The sequence below is a fragment of the Streptomyces brasiliensis genome (assembly GCF_014647875.1).
GTDB lineage: Bacteria > Actinomycetota > Actinomycetes > Streptomycetales > Streptomycetaceae > Streptomyces > Streptomyces brasiliensis.
The window spans coordinates 1-15,377 of record NZ_BMQA01000021.1; the positions used below are offsets into that span (position 1 = coordinate 1).

General features: G+C 71.1%; 12 protein-coding genes, 1 tRNA gene and 1 pseudogene. 9 read left to right on the forward strand and 5 right to left on the reverse strand.

The features are described from left to right. Window positions 1-370: 370 nt before the first annotated feature. On the reverse strand, window positions 371-661 hold the full coding sequence (locus IEZ19_RS27260; RefSeq protein WP_189313952.1) for a hypothetical protein: 291 nt from the start codon (window positions 659-661) through the stop codon (window positions 371-373). Window positions 662-1,553: 892 nt separating this feature from the next. Here IEZ19_RS27260 and IEZ19_RS53595 point away from each other — a divergent pair. Beyond that, a pseudogene (locus tag IEZ19_RS53595) lies at window positions 1,554-1,952 on the forward strand (alcohol dehydrogenase catalytic domain-containing protein); the annotation flags it as partial. Window positions 1,953-2,281: 329 nt separating this feature from the next. On the opposite strand, the gene IEZ19_RS27265 reads toward IEZ19_RS53595, so the two are convergent. Both IEZ19_RS27265 and IEZ19_RS27270 read right to left on the reverse strand, forming a co-directional pair. Then, a complete protein-coding gene (locus tag IEZ19_RS27265) occupies window positions 2,282-2,449 on the reverse strand; it encodes a hypothetical protein (protein WP_189313953.1) in 168 nt (55 codons plus the stop codon). A 187-nt stretch (window positions 2,450-2,636) separates the two neighbouring features. Continuing rightward, window positions 2,637-2,712, reverse strand: a tRNA-Arg gene (locus IEZ19_RS27270). 320 nt (window positions 2,713-3,032) lie between these two features. On the opposite strand from IEZ19_RS27270, the gene IEZ19_RS27275 reads away from it, so the two are divergent. The 8 genes from IEZ19_RS27275 to IEZ19_RS27310 all read left to right on the forward strand — a co-directional run bounded on the left by IEZ19_RS27275 (window position 3,033) and on the right by IEZ19_RS27310 (window position 12,809). Further along, window positions 3,033-4,640, forward strand: coding sequence for a dynamin family protein (locus IEZ19_RS27275; protein ID WP_189313954.1), 1,608 nt, complete (start codon window positions 3,033-3,035; stop codon window positions 4,638-4,640). A 4-nt stretch (window positions 4,641-4,644) separates the two neighbouring features. Beyond that, window positions 4,645-6,765, forward strand: coding sequence for a YfjP family GTPase (locus IEZ19_RS27280; protein WP_189313955.1), 2,121 nt, complete (start codon window positions 4,645-4,647; stop codon window positions 6,763-6,765). A 278-nt stretch (window positions 6,766-7,043) separates the two neighbouring features. Next, complete coding sequence (locus IEZ19_RS27285) at window positions 7,044-7,520, forward strand: single-stranded DNA-binding protein (RefSeq protein WP_189313956.1); 477 nt, start codon at window positions 7,044-7,046, stop codon at window positions 7,518-7,520. 286 nt (window positions 7,521-7,806) lie between these two features. Then, a complete protein-coding gene (locus IEZ19_RS27290; protein ID WP_373297056.1) occupies window positions 7,807-9,231 on the forward strand; it encodes a Cys-Gln thioester bond-forming surface protein in 1,425 nt (474 codons plus the stop codon). Window positions 9,232-9,361: 130 nt separating this feature from the next. After that, the gene (locus IEZ19_RS27295; RefSeq protein ID WP_229840853.1) at window positions 9,362-9,877 is read left to right on the forward strand and encodes a hypothetical protein; all 516 of its coding nucleotides are present in this window, start codon (window positions 9,362-9,364) and stop codon (window positions 9,875-9,877) included. A gap of 125 nt (window positions 9,878-10,002) precedes the next feature. Next, window positions 10,003-10,212, forward strand: coding sequence for a ferredoxin (locus IEZ19_RS27300; RefSeq protein ID WP_189313958.1), 210 nt, complete (start codon window positions 10,003-10,005; stop codon window positions 10,210-10,212). Then, window positions 10,202-11,569 carry an NAD(P)/FAD-dependent oxidoreductase gene (locus IEZ19_RS27305; RefSeq protein WP_189313959.1) on the forward strand — a complete coding sequence of 456 codons (1,368 nt, stop codon included), beginning with the start codon at window positions 10,202-10,204 and terminating at the stop codon, window positions 11,567-11,569. Before IEZ19_RS27300 ends, IEZ19_RS27305 begins: the two co-directional genes overlap by 11 nt. 34 nt (window positions 11,570-11,603) lie before the next feature. Beyond that, a complete protein-coding gene (locus IEZ19_RS27310) occupies window positions 11,604-12,809 on the forward strand; it encodes a cytochrome P450 (RefSeq protein ID WP_189313960.1) in 1,206 nt (401 codons plus the stop codon). A 115-nt stretch (window positions 12,810-12,924) separates the two neighbouring features. On the opposite strand, the gene IEZ19_RS27315 is transcribed toward IEZ19_RS27310, so the two are convergent. Beyond that, window positions 12,925-13,362 carry a GNAT family N-acetyltransferase gene (locus IEZ19_RS27315; protein ID WP_189313961.1) on the reverse strand — a complete coding sequence of 146 codons (438 nt, stop codon included), beginning with the start codon at window positions 13,360-13,362 and terminating at the stop codon, window positions 12,925-12,927. Between the two features lie 67 nt (window positions 13,363-13,429). Beyond that, window positions 13,430-14,896, reverse strand: a complete 1,467-nt coding sequence (locus IEZ19_RS27320) for an ATP-binding SpoIIE family protein phosphatase (RefSeq protein ID WP_189313962.1) — start codon at window positions 14,894-14,896, stop codon at window positions 13,430-13,432. Window positions 14,897-15,377 lie beyond the last annotated feature (481 nt).

Below are 15,377 nucleotides of genomic sequence, written 5' to 3' on the forward strand. Positions count from 1 at the left end.
TTGCGATGCACCGCACCGGACGCCGCGAGCTTCCCGGCAAACCTTCCCGGCCACAGCACTGGTCCGACGTGTCCCCAGGCCGGACGGTGCCGGCGGCTCTGTACGGCGCGAACGTCACGCACCCCGGCCGATGGCCTGCAGCCTCGAAGGCGAGGCCGTTCAGGAACGCCGGAGATCCGTGGCACGGATCCCCGAACTGACGGTGCGGTGCTCGGGCAACACCGCACGCTGCGACACGTGGCCGGAGGGCCGAAGACCGCAAGGAACGGTCTTCGGCCCTCCGGCGGGGTGTAGCGGCCGTGCCGGCTATGACGGCGGGTGGCGGGGGCTGTGGTCGGCCCCCGTGCCGCTGCACAGCCTCCAGGGCCGGCTAGCGGTGCCCGTGGTAGCGGTTGTGATCCCAGCGCCGGTCGGTGTACCAGCCGTGGTGCCAGCCGTGGTGCCACCGATCCCAGCCCCGCTGCCGGTCCCGGTCCCGGTCCCAGTCGCCGAAGCGACCGTCGTGGTCGTGGCCTCTGTTGTCGCTGTGCGAGTAGCTCCTCCCGTTGTCGCGGTCATGGTCGGCTCCGGCGGCCAGGGCCGGCATGGCGGCCACGCCGACGAGGGCGCCCGAAGCCACGAAAGTGGCGATCAGGCGGACCGTCGTACGAGAAACAGACATGAATCTGTCACCTCACGTTCGTGCACGCCCACCCTGGTCGGGGTGGGCGTGCAATCCGAAAGTCCCGGCTGGGTGCCGAGGCCCCACACTGTGACCCTTCACGGCGACACCAGATCAACAAAATGATTCGCGTTACAAAATGCGGATATATCCGTAACAGTCGCTTGTATGGGGCATCGATGCTCGGGAGAGGCCCGGGCGCCGGCCCTGTTTCAGCTCCGAATCACGCTGTGAGCAGGTAAGAAGAGCATCTGACGGTCCATGACGGTCTTGGCGGTCTAGCCGCCTCGACTCCTTCGAATGGCCCAATGGCTTCAGTAACGATGGGGGGCCTCTGTTCGGGGGACCCGTCGCTGTCGGCGGCGATTCGGTCGGTCCGTAGCGGGGTGCCGTCGTCTCGGACGCTTTGCTGGAAGCAGCCTTCGGGGCGTGGAGGCACTCCACGGCGTTGGCGAGGTAGGCAGGCCCGGGTCGGCATCCGCCAGACGCCGGCCGGGCGGATGTTGTCCGTCTGGGCAGCGTCCGCTTCCTCCTGAACGGACCTCTGGTCACGACGGTCCTGTTCCGGCGGCGGACGGCAGCGATGTCCGGCCGATGACCAACAAGGTCGGCGGAACGGCTTCGGGCTGGAGTTTCAATGACTCGGGCAAGCGCCGGCCTGGGTCCCGGAGCACCAGTCCGGAAGACATGTATGCGGGCGGGGCCCAATGCGGGCCCGACGGAACCGGTGGACGGTCAGGCCGTCACCCTGAGGCGTTTCCGCCTCTGGTGGGCTGCAATGCCACCGCGTATTCACCACCCGATCGGCCCGTTCGGTCGCGCTGCCGATTGCCCGCCGTGCGAACGTGACCGGGGCCCTGCGTGAGGGCGAGCGACTGACGGGAGAAGAATCATGAACCGTCGTGTCGTCCACACCCGTGGCGGGTCCCCCGCTGACGTGCTGACCGTCATCGAGGAGCCGGAGCCGGCAGCGCCCGAGCGTGGTCAGGCGCTCATCCGTACTACGGCTTTCCCGGTGCACCCTGGTGATCTACAAGCAGTCGGGGCTTACTCCGGTGCGGCAGCAGAGCCGGTCCCGGTCGGCGTGGAGGCCACCGGCGTGGCCGCGGCGATCGGCCCGGACACGCACGTGGCGCCGGGTGTCGAGATCGGCAGCCGCGTAACGGTCTTTCCGCAGCCGGGAGCGTGGTCCCAGTGGATCGTGGCGGATGCCGAGGTGGCCGTCGCCGTACCCGACGAGCTGTCGGACGAGGTCGCCGCTCAGTTGCTGGCGAACCCGCTCACCACGGTGATGCTGCGCTGTGAGGCGCAGGATTACTTGGCCTTCGGATACGACGGTTGTCTGGTGCAGACCGCCGCTGGCTCGTCGGTCGGACGGCTGGTCACGGGCGTGTGCCGGTTCCACAGTTTCGCGCTTGTCAACGTCGTCCGCAGTGAGCGCGGTGCCGCCGAGCTGCGCAAGCGTTCCCGGACGTGCCGGTCGTGTCGACAGAGCATCCGGGCTGGGCTGAGGAGGTCCGCAGGCCGCCGGCGGGCGGACGGTGAGTGTGGCCTTCGACCCGATCGGCGGGAAGCCGGCGGAGAGCCTTCTGGATCTGCTGACGCCGGGCGGGAAGCTGGTCACGGGCTGATCGCCGAGGAGCCGATCCCGGTGCATGCGTCGACGCTGCTGAGCAAGTCGCTGACGCTGCGCGGCAAGAACATCGTCGGCGGGTGGCGGTCCGAGGCCTCCGCCGAGAGGCGGGCATCCGACATCGCCACCGCGAAGCAGATCGCGCTCGGACTCACGGATCAGCTCGACGTGGCCGCTGCGTACGGCCTTGACGAGCTGGCCGAGGCCGTGGGCCGTCATCGTCGCTGCCCTTCGACAGCCTGGAGCCTCTCCTTGATCGTCGGGGGAGCGCCCGGGGCGCGGCCATATCGGTGTGCCCCGTTCCGGCCGACAAAAAGGCCCTCCCGGAGGGAGGGCTCTCAGTGGTGCCCCCGGCAGGACTCGAACCTGCGGCCAAGCGCTTAGAAGGCGCCTGCTCTATCCACTGAGCTACGGGGGCCGGGTGTGTGGCCTCGTTCGTGGTGCCCGGGTGTGGGCCGATCCGTGACGTTGCCGGGGACAAGGATAGGGCTCCCGGTTCCTTGACCCTGTTGCTTCGCCTCCGTGGCTCGATGTGGAGGTTCGGTGAAGCGGTCCTGATAATCGCAGGCAGGTACGAATCGTGCATCGCTTTTGGCGTCTCCCGCACCGGGTGTTGTGCACTCGTTATGCCTGCGCTGTGCCCTTGTCCCGGTCGCCCCTTCCGTCCGTTGTGTTCCGTCGGCACGCAGACAACTCCATATGCTTCAGAATTCCCCTAAAATTGGGCATTCTTCGCATGTGGTGACCTTGGACGTACGGCCTCAGCTGCTCGACACACTCTCCGCCCTGCGCGACCGTGTCGCCGCCGCACGCTTTCCGCTGCCCCTGGCGGGGGCCCCACGCGCGCGTGCCAACCGCGACGAACTGCTCGCACAGCTCGACGACTATCTGGTGCCCCGGCTGAGAGAACCCGACGCACCCCTGCTGGCCGTCGTGGGCGGATCGACGGGAGCGGGCAAGTCGACGCTCGTCAACTCCCTTGTCGGGCGGCGGGTGAGCGAGGCGGGCGTGCTGCGGCCGACGACCCGCACCCCGGTACTGGTGTGCCATCCGGAGGACCATCACTGGTTCAGCGGGATGAGAGTACTGCCCGCCCTCACGCGCGTGTGGGTGCCCCAGCAGGAGCCCGGGGACGGCCTCCTGCCCCCGGGCGACGACCCCGCGCGCGTGCTCAGGATCGAGACCGCGGAGAGCGTTCCGCCCGGCCTCGCCCTGCTCGACGCGCCCGACATCGACTCCCTGGTCGCGGAGAACCGGATCCTCGCCGCCGAACTGCTCTGCGCGGCCGACATCTGGATCATGGTGACCACGGCCGCCCGTTACGCCGACGCCGTGCCCTGGCATCTGCTGCGCACCGCCAAGGAGTACGACGCCACCCTGGTGACCGTCCTCGACCGGGTGCCGCACCAGGTCGTCTCGGAGGTCTCGCGACAGTACGGCGCCCTGCTCACCAAGGCCGGACTCGGCGCCGTACCCCGGTTCACGGTGCCCGAACTGCCCGAGTCGGCCTGGGGCGGCGGTCTGCTGCCCGCCACGGCCGTGGCGCCCCTGCGGACCTGGCTCGTGCACCAGGTGCAGGAGCCCGGGGCCCGGCAGCAGGTCATGGCGCGTACGGCGTACGGCGTCCTCGACTCGCTGAAGTCCCGGATGCCCGAGCTGGCCGGCGCCGCCGCCGCCCAGTACGCGGCCGCGCTGCGGCTGACCTCCGCCGTCGACGGGGCGTACGACAGCGAGCACGCGCGCGTGAAGGCACGGCTGAACGGCGGGGCCGTCCTTGCCGGGGACGCGCTGAAGCGTTGGCGTGCCTTCCCCCTCGACTGCACCGCGGGCGAACTGCTCGACGCGCTGGCGGGCAGCCTGGCCGCCCTGCTGCTGTGCGCCGTCACCGCGGCCGACGAGCGCATCGACCAGGCCTGGCGGCGGGAGCCGGCCGCCGGTGCCCCCGAGCTCGCGGAGCGGGACCCGTCCCTGAAGAGCGCCGAGCACCGGATCGGCCTCGCCGTACGGCGCTGGCGGCGCGAGCTGGAGGAGTTCGCCGATGACGAGGTGCGCCAGCTGGACCGGAATGTCGCGCCCGACCCCGAGATCGTCGCCGCCCTGGTCGCCACCGTGCTGCTGGGCGGGCGCCGGGCCCGCTCCGCCGGTGAGGGGCTCGCCGAGCGGCTCGGAGCGCACGGCGCGCTGCGGCTGCGCGACCGCGCCGGTCGGCTCCTCGGCGAATACCTGGACAAGGTGATGCACACCGAGCGCGAACGGCGGCTCGCGCCGCTCGACGCCCTCGACGTCCAGCCCGAGCCTCAGGCCGAACTCATCGCCGCGCTGTCCGTACTGCAGAAGGAGAGGTGACCGGGTGACCGCCGTCGCTGACCAGGACCACACGGAGCACGTCGATCGCACCGGGTTCGTGGCCTCCCGAAAGGGCGGGGCGAGCGCCGATGAGCAGGAGAACGGGCATGTCACGGAGAGGGGTTCCGGGGTGACCGGTGCCGAGGAGGGAACGTCGGGCAAGCCCGTGAAAGGGCTCCCCGGGAAGGGCCCGGCCGGGGACGACGACCGTGAGGGCGGGCACACGCGCGTGACGGGTGAACAGGAGCCGCAGGCTCGGACGGAGGACCACGTGCGTGTGCGTGCCGGGCGGGAACAGCGGACGGACGTGACGGGCGCGACGGATGTACAGGCACCGGCCGAGCACGACGCGCCCCGCCCGCCCGCCTCCGACGACCCGTACGCGCGCGTGGCGGACGAGGATGCCGCGGCGGACTCCGGGGACCCCTCGGAGGTCTGGGACGACGGGCTCATCGCCCGGCGCGTGAACGAGGGCGACGAGGCCGCGCAGCTGGCCGCCGTCGAGATGCACAGGTCGGCCGCGCGGAGCGCGACCACGCTGGCGTACGACGGCCCCCTGCGCTCCCGCCTCGACGCCCTGCGCGAACTCGTCGGGCTCTCCCGCACCCGGCTCGACAGCCGCACGCTCGCCGAGGCGGGCCGGGTCCTCGACGAGGCGGCGACCAGGCGCAAGCTGTCCGGACAGCACACCGTCGTCGCCATTGCGGGCGCCACCGGCAGCGGCAAGTCCCAGCTCTTCAACACCCTGGCCGGAGTGGCCATTTCGGAGACCGGGGTACGGCGCCCGACCACCTCCTCGCCCATCGCCTGCAGCTGGAGCGACGGCGCGGCACCACTCATCGACCGGCTCGGCATCCCGGGCCGGCTGCGCCGGCGCCCGCTGCTGAGCCCCGAGGCGGAGGCCCAGCTCAGCGGGCTCGTCCTCATCGACCTGCCCGACCACGACTCGGCGGCCGTGGCGCACCGCGAGCAGGTGGACCGCGTCCTGAAGCTCGTCGACGCGGTCATCTGGGTCGTCGACCCGGAGAAGTACGCCGACGCCGTCCTCCACGAGCGCTATCTGCGGCCCCTGGCGGGCCACGCCGAGGTCATGTTCGTCATCCTCAACCAGACCGACCGGCTGCCGGGGGATTCCGCCCACCAGGTCCTCGACGATCTGCGCCGGCTGCTCGACGAGGACGGGATCGCCCTCGGGGAGTACGGCGAACCAGGCGCGACCGTCCTGCCGCTGTCCGCTCTGACCGGGGACGGCGTCCCCGAACTACGGGAGATGCTAGGCCAGTTCGTGGCGGAGCGCGGGGCGGCAGCCCGCCGTGTCTCGGCCGACGTGGACGCCGCCGCGGCCGGGCTGCGGCCCGTCTACGCCACCGGACGGCGCACCGGCCTCAGCGAGGAGGCGCGCGACGAGTTCTCCGCCCGCCTCGCCGACGCCGTGGGCGCCACCGCCGCGGGCGAAGCCGCGGAACGCGCCTGGCTGCGCAACGCCAACCGGGCCTGCGGCACGCCCTGGCTGCGTCTGTGGCGCTGGTACCAGGACCGCCGCGACACCCCGTCGGGTCGCTTCCCGGTGCGCACCCAGGTGGACGAGGAGGCCACCGCGCGCCAGCGCGTCGAGCAGGCGGTCCGTACGGTGTCCGACCAGGCGTCGGCCGGGCTGCCCGCGCCCTGGGCGCAGGCGGTGCGCGAGGCGGCCGTACGCGGATCGCAGGGGCTGTCCGAGGCCCTGGACGAACTGGCCACGCAGGCCGCGCTGCCCTCGGGCCGGCCACCGCGGCCGGGCTGGTGGCCGGCGGCCGTGCTGGTCCAGGCATGCATGACGCTTCTGCAGGTCGTGGGAGGGCTGTGGCTGGTGGGGCAGATCGTCGGCGTCATGGCGCCGAACCTGGGCGTGCCGGTGCTGCTGATGGTGGCCGGCATCGTCGGCGGGCCGCTCGTGGAGTGGGGGTGCAGGATGACGGCGCGCGGGCCGTCCCGGCGGTACGGCCTGGAGGCGGAACGGCGGCTGCGGGAGGCGGCGGCGGGTTGCGGCCGGGCCAGGGTGCTCGATCCGGTGGCCGCCGAGTTGCTGCGGTACCGGGAGGTGCGGGAGCAGTACGGGCAGGTGGTCAAGGTGGGGGTGGGCTGAACTCGGGTAGCCCTCCTATGAGGTGACGAGCCGTCACGTCTGGATCTCATTCGGGGTGGGGCGGCTTCGCGGAGGGACGGGGATCACCCTTTCGGGTGGCGGAGTTTTCCACAGATGGCCAGTGGTCCACAGCGCTCAGCGGGCCCGGCCCGGCGGAGGCAGTCTGGCTTTGCGGCGATCGCGACGAACGCGGTCGCCGCAGCGGACGCAGCCGTACGGGACGGGCCCGTACGCGTATCCGCCCGTGGCCGGTGCCCCGGGCGAGGGAGGGATTCGCGATGAACGAGACGATGGTCTGCGCGGTGGGCAACGTGGCGACGCAGCCGGTGTACCGGGAGCCGGCGGCGGGCCCGTCGGCCCGCTTCCGGCTGGCGGTGACCTCGCGTTACTGGGACCGCGAGAAGAACACCTGGACCGACGGGCACACCAACTTCTTCACGGTGTGGGCCAACCGGCAGCTCGCCACCAACACGGCGGCCTCGCTGAACGTGGGCGATCCGGTCATTGTGCAGGGCAGGCTGAAGGTGCGCTCGGAGGTGCGCGAGGGACAGCAGAACTGGGCCTCCGCGGACATCGATGCCGTGGCGATCGGGCACGACCTGGCCCGGGGCACGTCGGCGTTCCGCCGCGCGGCCAGGCCGGAGACGGCGGTTGTGCCGCAACGCCCGGAGCCGAGCTGGGAGACACCGGCCGGGGACCTCGGTTCCGGCGAGTCTTCCGCCCAACAGGCCATGGAGACAGCAGCAGTGACGTGACGTCAGATATCGGAAAGCGGCACGGAGAGCCGGCCGCGGCGCCTGACCGAACTGCGGCTTATCGGCGAATGCACCCCGAACGACCCGGTGGATTTGTCGATAAGCCCTGCTCGCGGCCGGTCTCGGCGATAACGATTCCGAGTCGGATCGGTCATCCGACCACAGGACCGGGAAAGCGCGGGTCGGCTGATCCTTAGGATGCCGAGCGTAGCTCTCGGGGCTGCTGATTCTGCTGGTGGGACCTCACACCCCCCACGTCAACGGGTCCTGCTCGAAGGGGAATTCTGTGCTTGCTGCGTTCTCTGGGCTGTCGGCGTCGTCCGGGCGACCCACCCGCGGGCGGGGTACGGCCCGCCTCGCCACCATGACCCTGGTGTCCGGACTCGTGGCCGCCGGTGTGCTGGCCGGGGCCGGTTCGGCCGCCGCCGACGACACCCCGCAGAGCCTGGGCGGGGCGACCGCGACGATCGGCGGCCTCAAGACGTACGGCCAGGCCGTCATCCACGGGGACACCGGTGACCAGCGGGTGGCCGCGGGACTGTTCGAGATGTCCGTCGAGGGCGGCGGCACCCTGCAGACGTACTGCATCGACATACACAACCCCACGCAGAAGGACGCCAGATACCAGGAGACGCCCTGGAGCGGCACCTCGCTGGGCTCCAACAAGGACGCCGGCAAGATCCGCTGGATCCTGCAGAACTCCTACCCGCAGGTGAACGACCTCGCGGCCCTCGCACAGCGGGCGGGCGTCGCCGGACTGACCGAGCAGGACGCCGCGGCCGGCACCCAGGTGGCCATCTGGCGCTACTCGGACGGCGCCGACGTCGACGCCATCGACCCGCAGGCCGAGAAGCTCGCCGACTACCTCGACAAGAGCGCTCGTGACCTGGCCGAGCCCAGGGCCTCACTGACCCTCGACCCGCCCGCGGTCTCCGGCCACCCCGGCGGGCTGATCGGGCCCGTGACCGTGCACACCAACGCGGGCGCGGTGATGGTGACGCCGCCGGCCGACGCGGCCACCAGCGGGGTGCGGATCACCGACAAGACCGGAAAGACGGTCACGTCGGCGCGGGACGGCAGCCGGCTGTACTTCAAGGTCCCCGAGGACGCCACACAGGGTTCGGCCGAGCTGACCGTGCAGGCGTCGACCACCGTGCCGGTCGGCCGGGCCTTCGCCTCCGAGAGCCGCAGCCAGACCCAGATCCTGGCCGGTTCCAGCGAGTCCACGGTCTCGGCCGCCGCGCGGGCCATGTGGGCTCAGGCGGGTGCGATACCCGCACTGTCGGCCCACAAGAACTGTGCCGAAGGCGGGTTGGACATCACCGCCGCCAACTCGGGCGACCAGCCGTTCACTTTCGAGCTGATGGGCGCCGAGCACACCATCCCGGCGGGCACCTCGCGAACGGTGACGATCCCGCTGCAGGAGGACCAGGCCTACGACTTCACGATCACCGGGCCGAACGGCTTCACGCAGCGCTTCACCGGCGTCCTCGACTGCAAGACCCAGAGCGACGAGGGCGGCCCGTCGACGCAGACGCTCAGCGAGCCCAGCCCGGCCACGGTGGGCGGCACCGCGGGTGGCACCAACCTCGCGGCCACCGGCGGCACCAGTGCCACTCCGGTGATCGCGGGCGTGGCCATCGGCCTGGTGGTGATCGGCGGCGCGGCGCTGGTCCTGCTCCGCAAGCGGGAGAACCCGGCGGGCGAGTGACCCGGGGGAGTCGGCGGTCGTGACCACCGTCGCCGGATTCCGCGGCGCAGCTTCTCCGGCGTGGTCTCTTCGGCGCGGTGTCTCCGGTGGGCAACACAACCACTGGGCCCTCCCAAGAGTCGTACGCGGCATGATCACCATGCGCGCACGGCACGCCCTCGGCGCCCCCACGCTCGTCGTGGCCCTGGCGGCATTCCTGCTCTCCTGCTCCGGCAGCCCGGGCAGCACGTCGAGCGACGGGCAGTCGCCGGCCGGCGACGTCCGCGCGACGACGTCGGCCTCCGCGACCGAGGAGCCGCCCGCCCCGGGTACGGCGGAATCGGTTCCGAGCCCCGCGCCCGAGAAGGTCCGGGACGCGTTCGCCGGGCTTCAGGCCACGTACAACGACGGGTGCACGACCCCGGGGAACTGTGAGTACTTCCTGGGACGGCTGATCGATGAACTCACCCGCCTGGAACGGGCGATGCGCGCCGACCCTCAGGGCCCGGGCCACTTCAAGGAACCCCTCGAGTGGATCACGGACCTCCGGGCCGAACTGGGTGACGACACCTCCTTCGAGAACCTCAAGAAGCACCAGGCCGGGCTCACCGGTACGCGCGACAAGATCAACGCCTGGATGCAGGGCCATCCGGAGGACTACCGATGAGACCAGGACTGCCGATGAGACGAGGGACTCGCCGAAGAAGGTCGCTCTGACGGCCCAGCGCGCGAGTGGTGCCTCCGAGGTCTAGAAAGGAGGGAGGGGGCGGTCGCCGGAGGGAGTGACCTGCGATGCAGATCGTGGTGGACCTCGCCCGCTGTCAGGGCTACGCGCAGTGCGTGTTCCTTGCGCCCCAGGCGTTCGAACTGCACGGCGAGGAGGCCTTGCTGTGCCACCCGGCTGTACCGGACGAACAACGCGAACGCGTGCGTCAGGCCGCGGCGGCGTGTCCGGTCCAGGCCATCTTGCTGGGCGAGGCGGTGAGCCGCGGTGCCCGGTGATCTCAAGGAGGGCCGCATCGTCGTCGTAGGCGCCTCACTGACCGGGCTGCGAGCCGCCGAGAAGCTGCGCGAGGAGGGCTTCACCGGCTCCCTGACCATCGTCGGGGACGAGCCCCATCCGCCGTACGACCGTCCGCCGCTGTCCAAGCAGGTGCTGTTCGGCGAGGTGCCGGCGAACGCCACCGCGCTGCCGATGCGCCGTGACCCGGAGGCCGAGTGGCGGCTGGGGGTGCGTGCCACCGGACTGGACACGGTCGGGAAGCGGGTGCTGCTGGCCGACGGGGAGCCGGTGCCGTACGACCGGGTGCTGATCGCCACCGGCACGCGGGCGCGGCCGTGGCCGAATGCGCAGGAGGCCGCCCTGGACGGGGTGCTGACTCTGCGCACGTGTGACGACGCGGCGCTCCTGGCCGAGCGGCTGGCCGCCGGGCCGCGCCGGGTACTGGTGATCGGCGGGGGCTTCACCGGCTCGGAGATCGCCTCGGCCTGCCGGGAACGCGGCCTGGACGTCACGGTCGCCGAACGTGGGCCCGCACCGCTGGTGGGCGCGCTCGGCGGGACGCTGGCGAAGCTCGCCGCCGCCATGCATCGCAACCATGGCGTCGACCTGCGCTGCGAGGTCACGGTCACCGCGCTGCGCGGCCACGGCCACTTCACCGGCGCGGAGCTCTCCGACGGCAGCCGGGTCGACGCGGACGTGTGCGTCGTCGCGATGGGGGCGGTCCGCAACGTCGAGTGGCTGGCCGAGTCCGGGCTGGCCGCCGGACCTCGGGGGATCGCCTGCGACGCCGGATGCCGTGCGTTCAACATGTACGGGATCGTCACCGACGACGTCTTCGTGGCCGGTGACGTCTCGCGCTTCCCTCACCCGCTGTTCGACTACCAACTGCTGTCGCTCGAGCACTGGCACAACGCGGTGGAGCAGGCCGAGGTGGCCGCGCACAACATGATCCATCCGGAACCGCTGCGGCGCCCGCACCTCGCGGTCCCGGCGTTCTGGTCGAGCCAGTTCGGGCTCAACATCAAGTCCGTGGGCGTCCCGACCTTCTCCGACCACGTGGTCATCGCGCAGGGCTCGCTGGAGGCGCGCCGCCTCGCGGTGGTCTACGGCTACCGGGGCCGGGTGACCGCCGCGGTCACCGTCGACATGGCCAAGTCGCTGGAGTACTACCAGGACCTGATCGAGACGGCAGCCCAATTCCCGCCCGTGGCCGGTGCCTCCGACCGCCCGCCGGCGGCCGAAGTCCCGATCCCCTCCGACGTACCGGATCCGAGCGTGCTCTACCACGGCCCCACCGTCGCACTCACCGGTCATCTGCCGGACCGCCGTCTGGCCATGATGCGGCCCGCCGTGTGACCGACCGCCCCGCCTGTCCACGAGGAGTCCCGCCATGACCGCCGACACCCTGCTGGAGCGGATCACCGACTACGCCAGCCGCCCCGACCCCTGGCCGCTGTACGCGGAGCTGCGGGAGGCGGGTCCCGTGGTGCCGCAGGCGGACGGCAGCCACTTGGTCGGCACGTACCACGAGATCGTCGCCCTGCTCCACAACCCGAGGATCAGCGCGGACCCGCGCAGCAGCAGCCGTACGACCACCGAGTCCGCCGAGGCACTGACGCCGCCGTTCCTACGGCAGGACGACCCGGAGCACCACAGACTGCGCACGCTCGCCATGCGACCGTTCGGCCCGCCGCACACCCCCGGCAGGATCGACGCCATGCGCGGCGAGATCAGCCGGATCACGGAGGACCTGATCTCCTCGCTCCGGGACCGCGACCAGATCGACATCGTCGACGACGTCGCCTACCCCCTCCCGGTCACCGTCATCTGCCGGCTGCTCGGTGTACCGCGCGAGGACGAGCCGATGTTCCGGGAGTGGACCGACGTACTCGTCGCGTCCGCCGACATCGGGCCCGGACAGGACACCGCCCAGCGGGACGAGGCGATGGGACAGGCCCGGCAGGAGATGGGCCAGTACCTGGTGAACCTCGCCGAGCAGCGCCGTGGCCGCCCGACCGACGACCTGCTCTCCGCCTTCGTCAACGAACCCGACCCCGCCCTGCGCCTCGGCGACGCACTGGCGGAGACCGCCATCCTCCTGCTCATCGCCGGACACGAGACCACGGTCAACCTGATCACCAACGGCGTCCTCACCCTGCTGCGCCAACCCGACCAGCTGGACCATTTGCGCCGCGACCCGGACCTCATGCCGCGAGCGGTGGAGGAACTCCTCCGTTACGAGCCCCCGGTCCACATGAGGGAACGCATCCCTCTCGCCGACGTGAACTTCGCGGGCACCATCCTCCCGCAGGGCTCGTCGGTGATCCTCGCGCTGGCATCGGGCAGCCGCGACCCCAAACGCTTCCACGAGCCCGACCGCTTCGACCCCGCCCGCCCGGACAACGAACACCTCGGCTTCGGCAGCGGCGTCCACCTCTGCTACGGCGCCCCACTGGCCCGCATCGAGGCCCAGACAGCCCTCGGCGCCCTGCTCCCCCACCTCGCCACTGCAACCCTGACCCAGGACCCACCGCCGTACCGAACGAACGCGATGCTCCGCGGCCCGCGCCATCTCACGCTCCGACTCCGAACGTGAGCCGTGTGCCGGGGGAGGGAACCAAGTGAAGCCGCTCTGATCAGCGCCCGCCCCGGGGCCCCACGCCGATGCCCGGAACCCCGGAGCTGCGTCGGCCTCCTCAGCCCGAAATGCCTCAGCTGTCGAACGCGAAACGGTAGACCGTCGACTGCCGGGCCTGAAAGCCGAGACGTTCATACAGCCGATTCGCCGCCACGCGCTCAGGTCGAGAGGTCAGATCAACCGTCCGGGCACCCTCTTCGCGGGCGATCCGCAGGGCTTCCTGGGTGAGCAGGGCGGCGATTCCCTTGCCTCGCGCCGCGCTGTCGACGACGACGTCTTCGACGCGGGCCCGCAGGCCGGACGGCAACGGAAACAGCACCAGCGTCAGAGTACCGACGATCCCGTCGGGTGTCCGGGCGACAAGAACCCTGTTCGCGTCACACGTCACGATCCGGTCGACCACGTCGTGGTCGAGGGGCTTGGCGCTCGAAGACAGTTGCGGCAGCAGCCGACTGAAGGCGTCATGAAGTTCTTGACTCGTGTCCCGGATGATCTCTACGCGGACGTCCATGCCGCGAGCCTATCCATCGTCCGTACAGTGACGCGCTCCACCGAGGGCCTCGGGCAGTCCAGCCCGGTCACGCAACCGATGCCAGGACGGAGGCGACGGGAACTGGTGGGGCCGGCTGCTCGGCCCAGACGATCTTCCCGGTGGGGGTGAAGCGGGTTCCCCACCGCTCGGCGAACTGGGCGACGAGGAAGATTCCGCGACCGCCTTCGTCCGTATCCGCTGCGTAGCGCAGGTGTGGGGCGGTGCTGCTGCCGTCGCTGACCTCCACCACCAGGTTGGTGTCGCGCAGAAGGCGGAGGCGGACAGGGGGTGCGCCGTAGCGGATGGCGTTGGTGACCAGCTCGCTGAGGATCAGTTCGGTGGTGAAGGCCGTCTCCTCCAGGCCCCAGCCGACCAGCCTGGCGGACACCTCGGCGCGCAGGGCGGGCACCGCGGCGGGAAGGCTCGGGATGTTCCATTCGGCGATACGGTCACGCGGAAATGCGTGGGTGCGGGCGACAAGGAGAGCGACGTCATCGACTGGACGGGCGGGTAGCACCGCCTCCAGGATCGTCTCGCACGTCTCCTCCGGGTCGGTCCCCGCGCCGGAGAGCGCGTTGCACAGCAGCTTCATGCCGGCCCCGATGTCGCGGTGCCGGTCCTCGATGAGCCCGTCGGTGTAGAGCACGAGCTGCGTGTCCTCCGGCAGCTGCCGCTCGTCGGCCTGAAAGCGCAGCCCGCCTATACCGAGCGGGGGGCCTTCGGGCAGGTCGAGAATCTCCACGCGGCCGTCCGGATGGACGATGGCGGGCGGAAAGTGACCTGCTCTCGCCATCGCGCAGCTGGAGGAGACCGGGTCGTAGATCGCATACAGGCACGTAGCCGCGATCGTCCCGTCCTCGTTGGCGCCCGCCTCCGCATCCATCTGAACAACCACGTCGTCAAGGCGGGCCAGCAGCTCGTCGGGCGGCAGGTCGAGGGTGGAGAAATTGCGGACCGCGGTGCGCAGCCGGCCCATGGTGACCGCAGAGCGCAGGCCATGGCCGACCACGTCCCCGACCACCAGAGCGGTGCGGAAGCCCGGGAGAGGGATCACGTCGAACCAGTCCCCGCCGACCTCGGCCTCGGCGGGCACGTACCGGCACGCCGCCCGGACGGCGTGGGTGTCCGGCAGCTCACGGGGCAGCAGGCTGCGCTGCAGTGTGGTGGCGATGGCGCGCTCGCGGTTGTAGCGGCGAGACAGCTGAGAGACCGCAAGGCCGAGGACGAGCAGCAGCCCGGCGGTGACAATGTCGTCCACGTTGCGTATCTGGGTGAAACTTTCGTACGGAGTGGTGAAGAAGAAGACGAACCACAAGGCGGCGGACAGGGCCGTGAGGACCGCGGCCCAACGGAATCCGAGAGCGGCCACCGCCGCGACGACCAACATCAGGATCAGGGCCACGTTGGTGTGGGACAGGGCGTCCCGGAGGGGCAGCAGGAGCGCGCAGACCGCGAGCGGGCCTGCCACTGCCGCAAGGAGCGCGGCCAGCCCCTTAACCAGATCACGAGGCATGCCACACCTCCCTGTCTCCGGTCTAGCAGGGCTCACGTGGCGCTGCCAGTCGATACGGGTCTGGCCGGAACCTCACCGGGACGAGGCCTCGACAGTGTCCGCGACCTGCAGAGAGACGTGGACATGGCAGTTCGACCAACTCCTGCCGGGTCCGCCTGCGCGGCCCACCAGCCCCTCCCGGGCGTGGACCGGTCAGCCGCGTGCCCGTCGCGTGCCCGGTCCGGCGGGACGCAGCGGGGACTCACGGGGAACAGCGGCGCCGATCGCGCTCAGGCCCAGGTCCCGGGGCATTGAGACTCCGCCGACCGCGTGGCTGTGTGCGAGCCGCAGCCGTCACCAGCGAATCATCAGGTCAGCGGCCTTCGGCCATACGGGTTTCCGTCCAGGGCCGGCGGTCGGGCACGATGGGGTGTTACTTGCCGCGAGAGGGCATGAAACAGCCCCTCACCAGCCTGGTACTCGCCAGAGCGGGGTTGCGGGG

Excerpts from the sequence above, each read along its gene's own strand:
- IEZ19_RS27260 (WP_189313952.1), bottom strand. The coding sequence starts at position 661 with ATGTCTGTTTCTCGTACGACGGTCCGCCTGATCGCCACTTTCGTGGCT.
- IEZ19_RS27285 (WP_189313956.1), top strand. The coding sequence starts at position 7,044 with ATGAACGAGACGATGGTCTGCGCGGTGGGCAACGTGGCGACGCAGCCG.
- IEZ19_RS27295 (WP_229840853.1), top strand. The coding sequence starts at position 9,362 with ATGATCACCATGCGCGCACGGCACGCCCTCGGCGCCCCCACGCTCGTC.
- IEZ19_RS27300 (WP_189313958.1), top strand. The coding sequence starts at position 10,003 with ATGCAGATCGTGGTGGACCTCGCCCGCTGTCAGGGCTACGCGCAGTGC.
- IEZ19_RS27310 (WP_189313960.1), top strand. The coding sequence starts at position 11,604 with ATGACCGCCGACACCCTGCTGGAGCGGATCACCGACTACGCCAGCCGC.
- IEZ19_RS27315 (WP_189313961.1), bottom strand. The coding sequence starts at position 13,362 with ATGGACGTCCGCGTAGAGATCATCCGGGACACGAGTCAAGAACTTCAT.
- IEZ19_RS27320 (WP_189313962.1), bottom strand. The coding sequence starts at position 14,896 with ATGCCTCGTGATCTGGTTAAGGGGCTGGCCGCGCTCCTTGCGGCAGTG.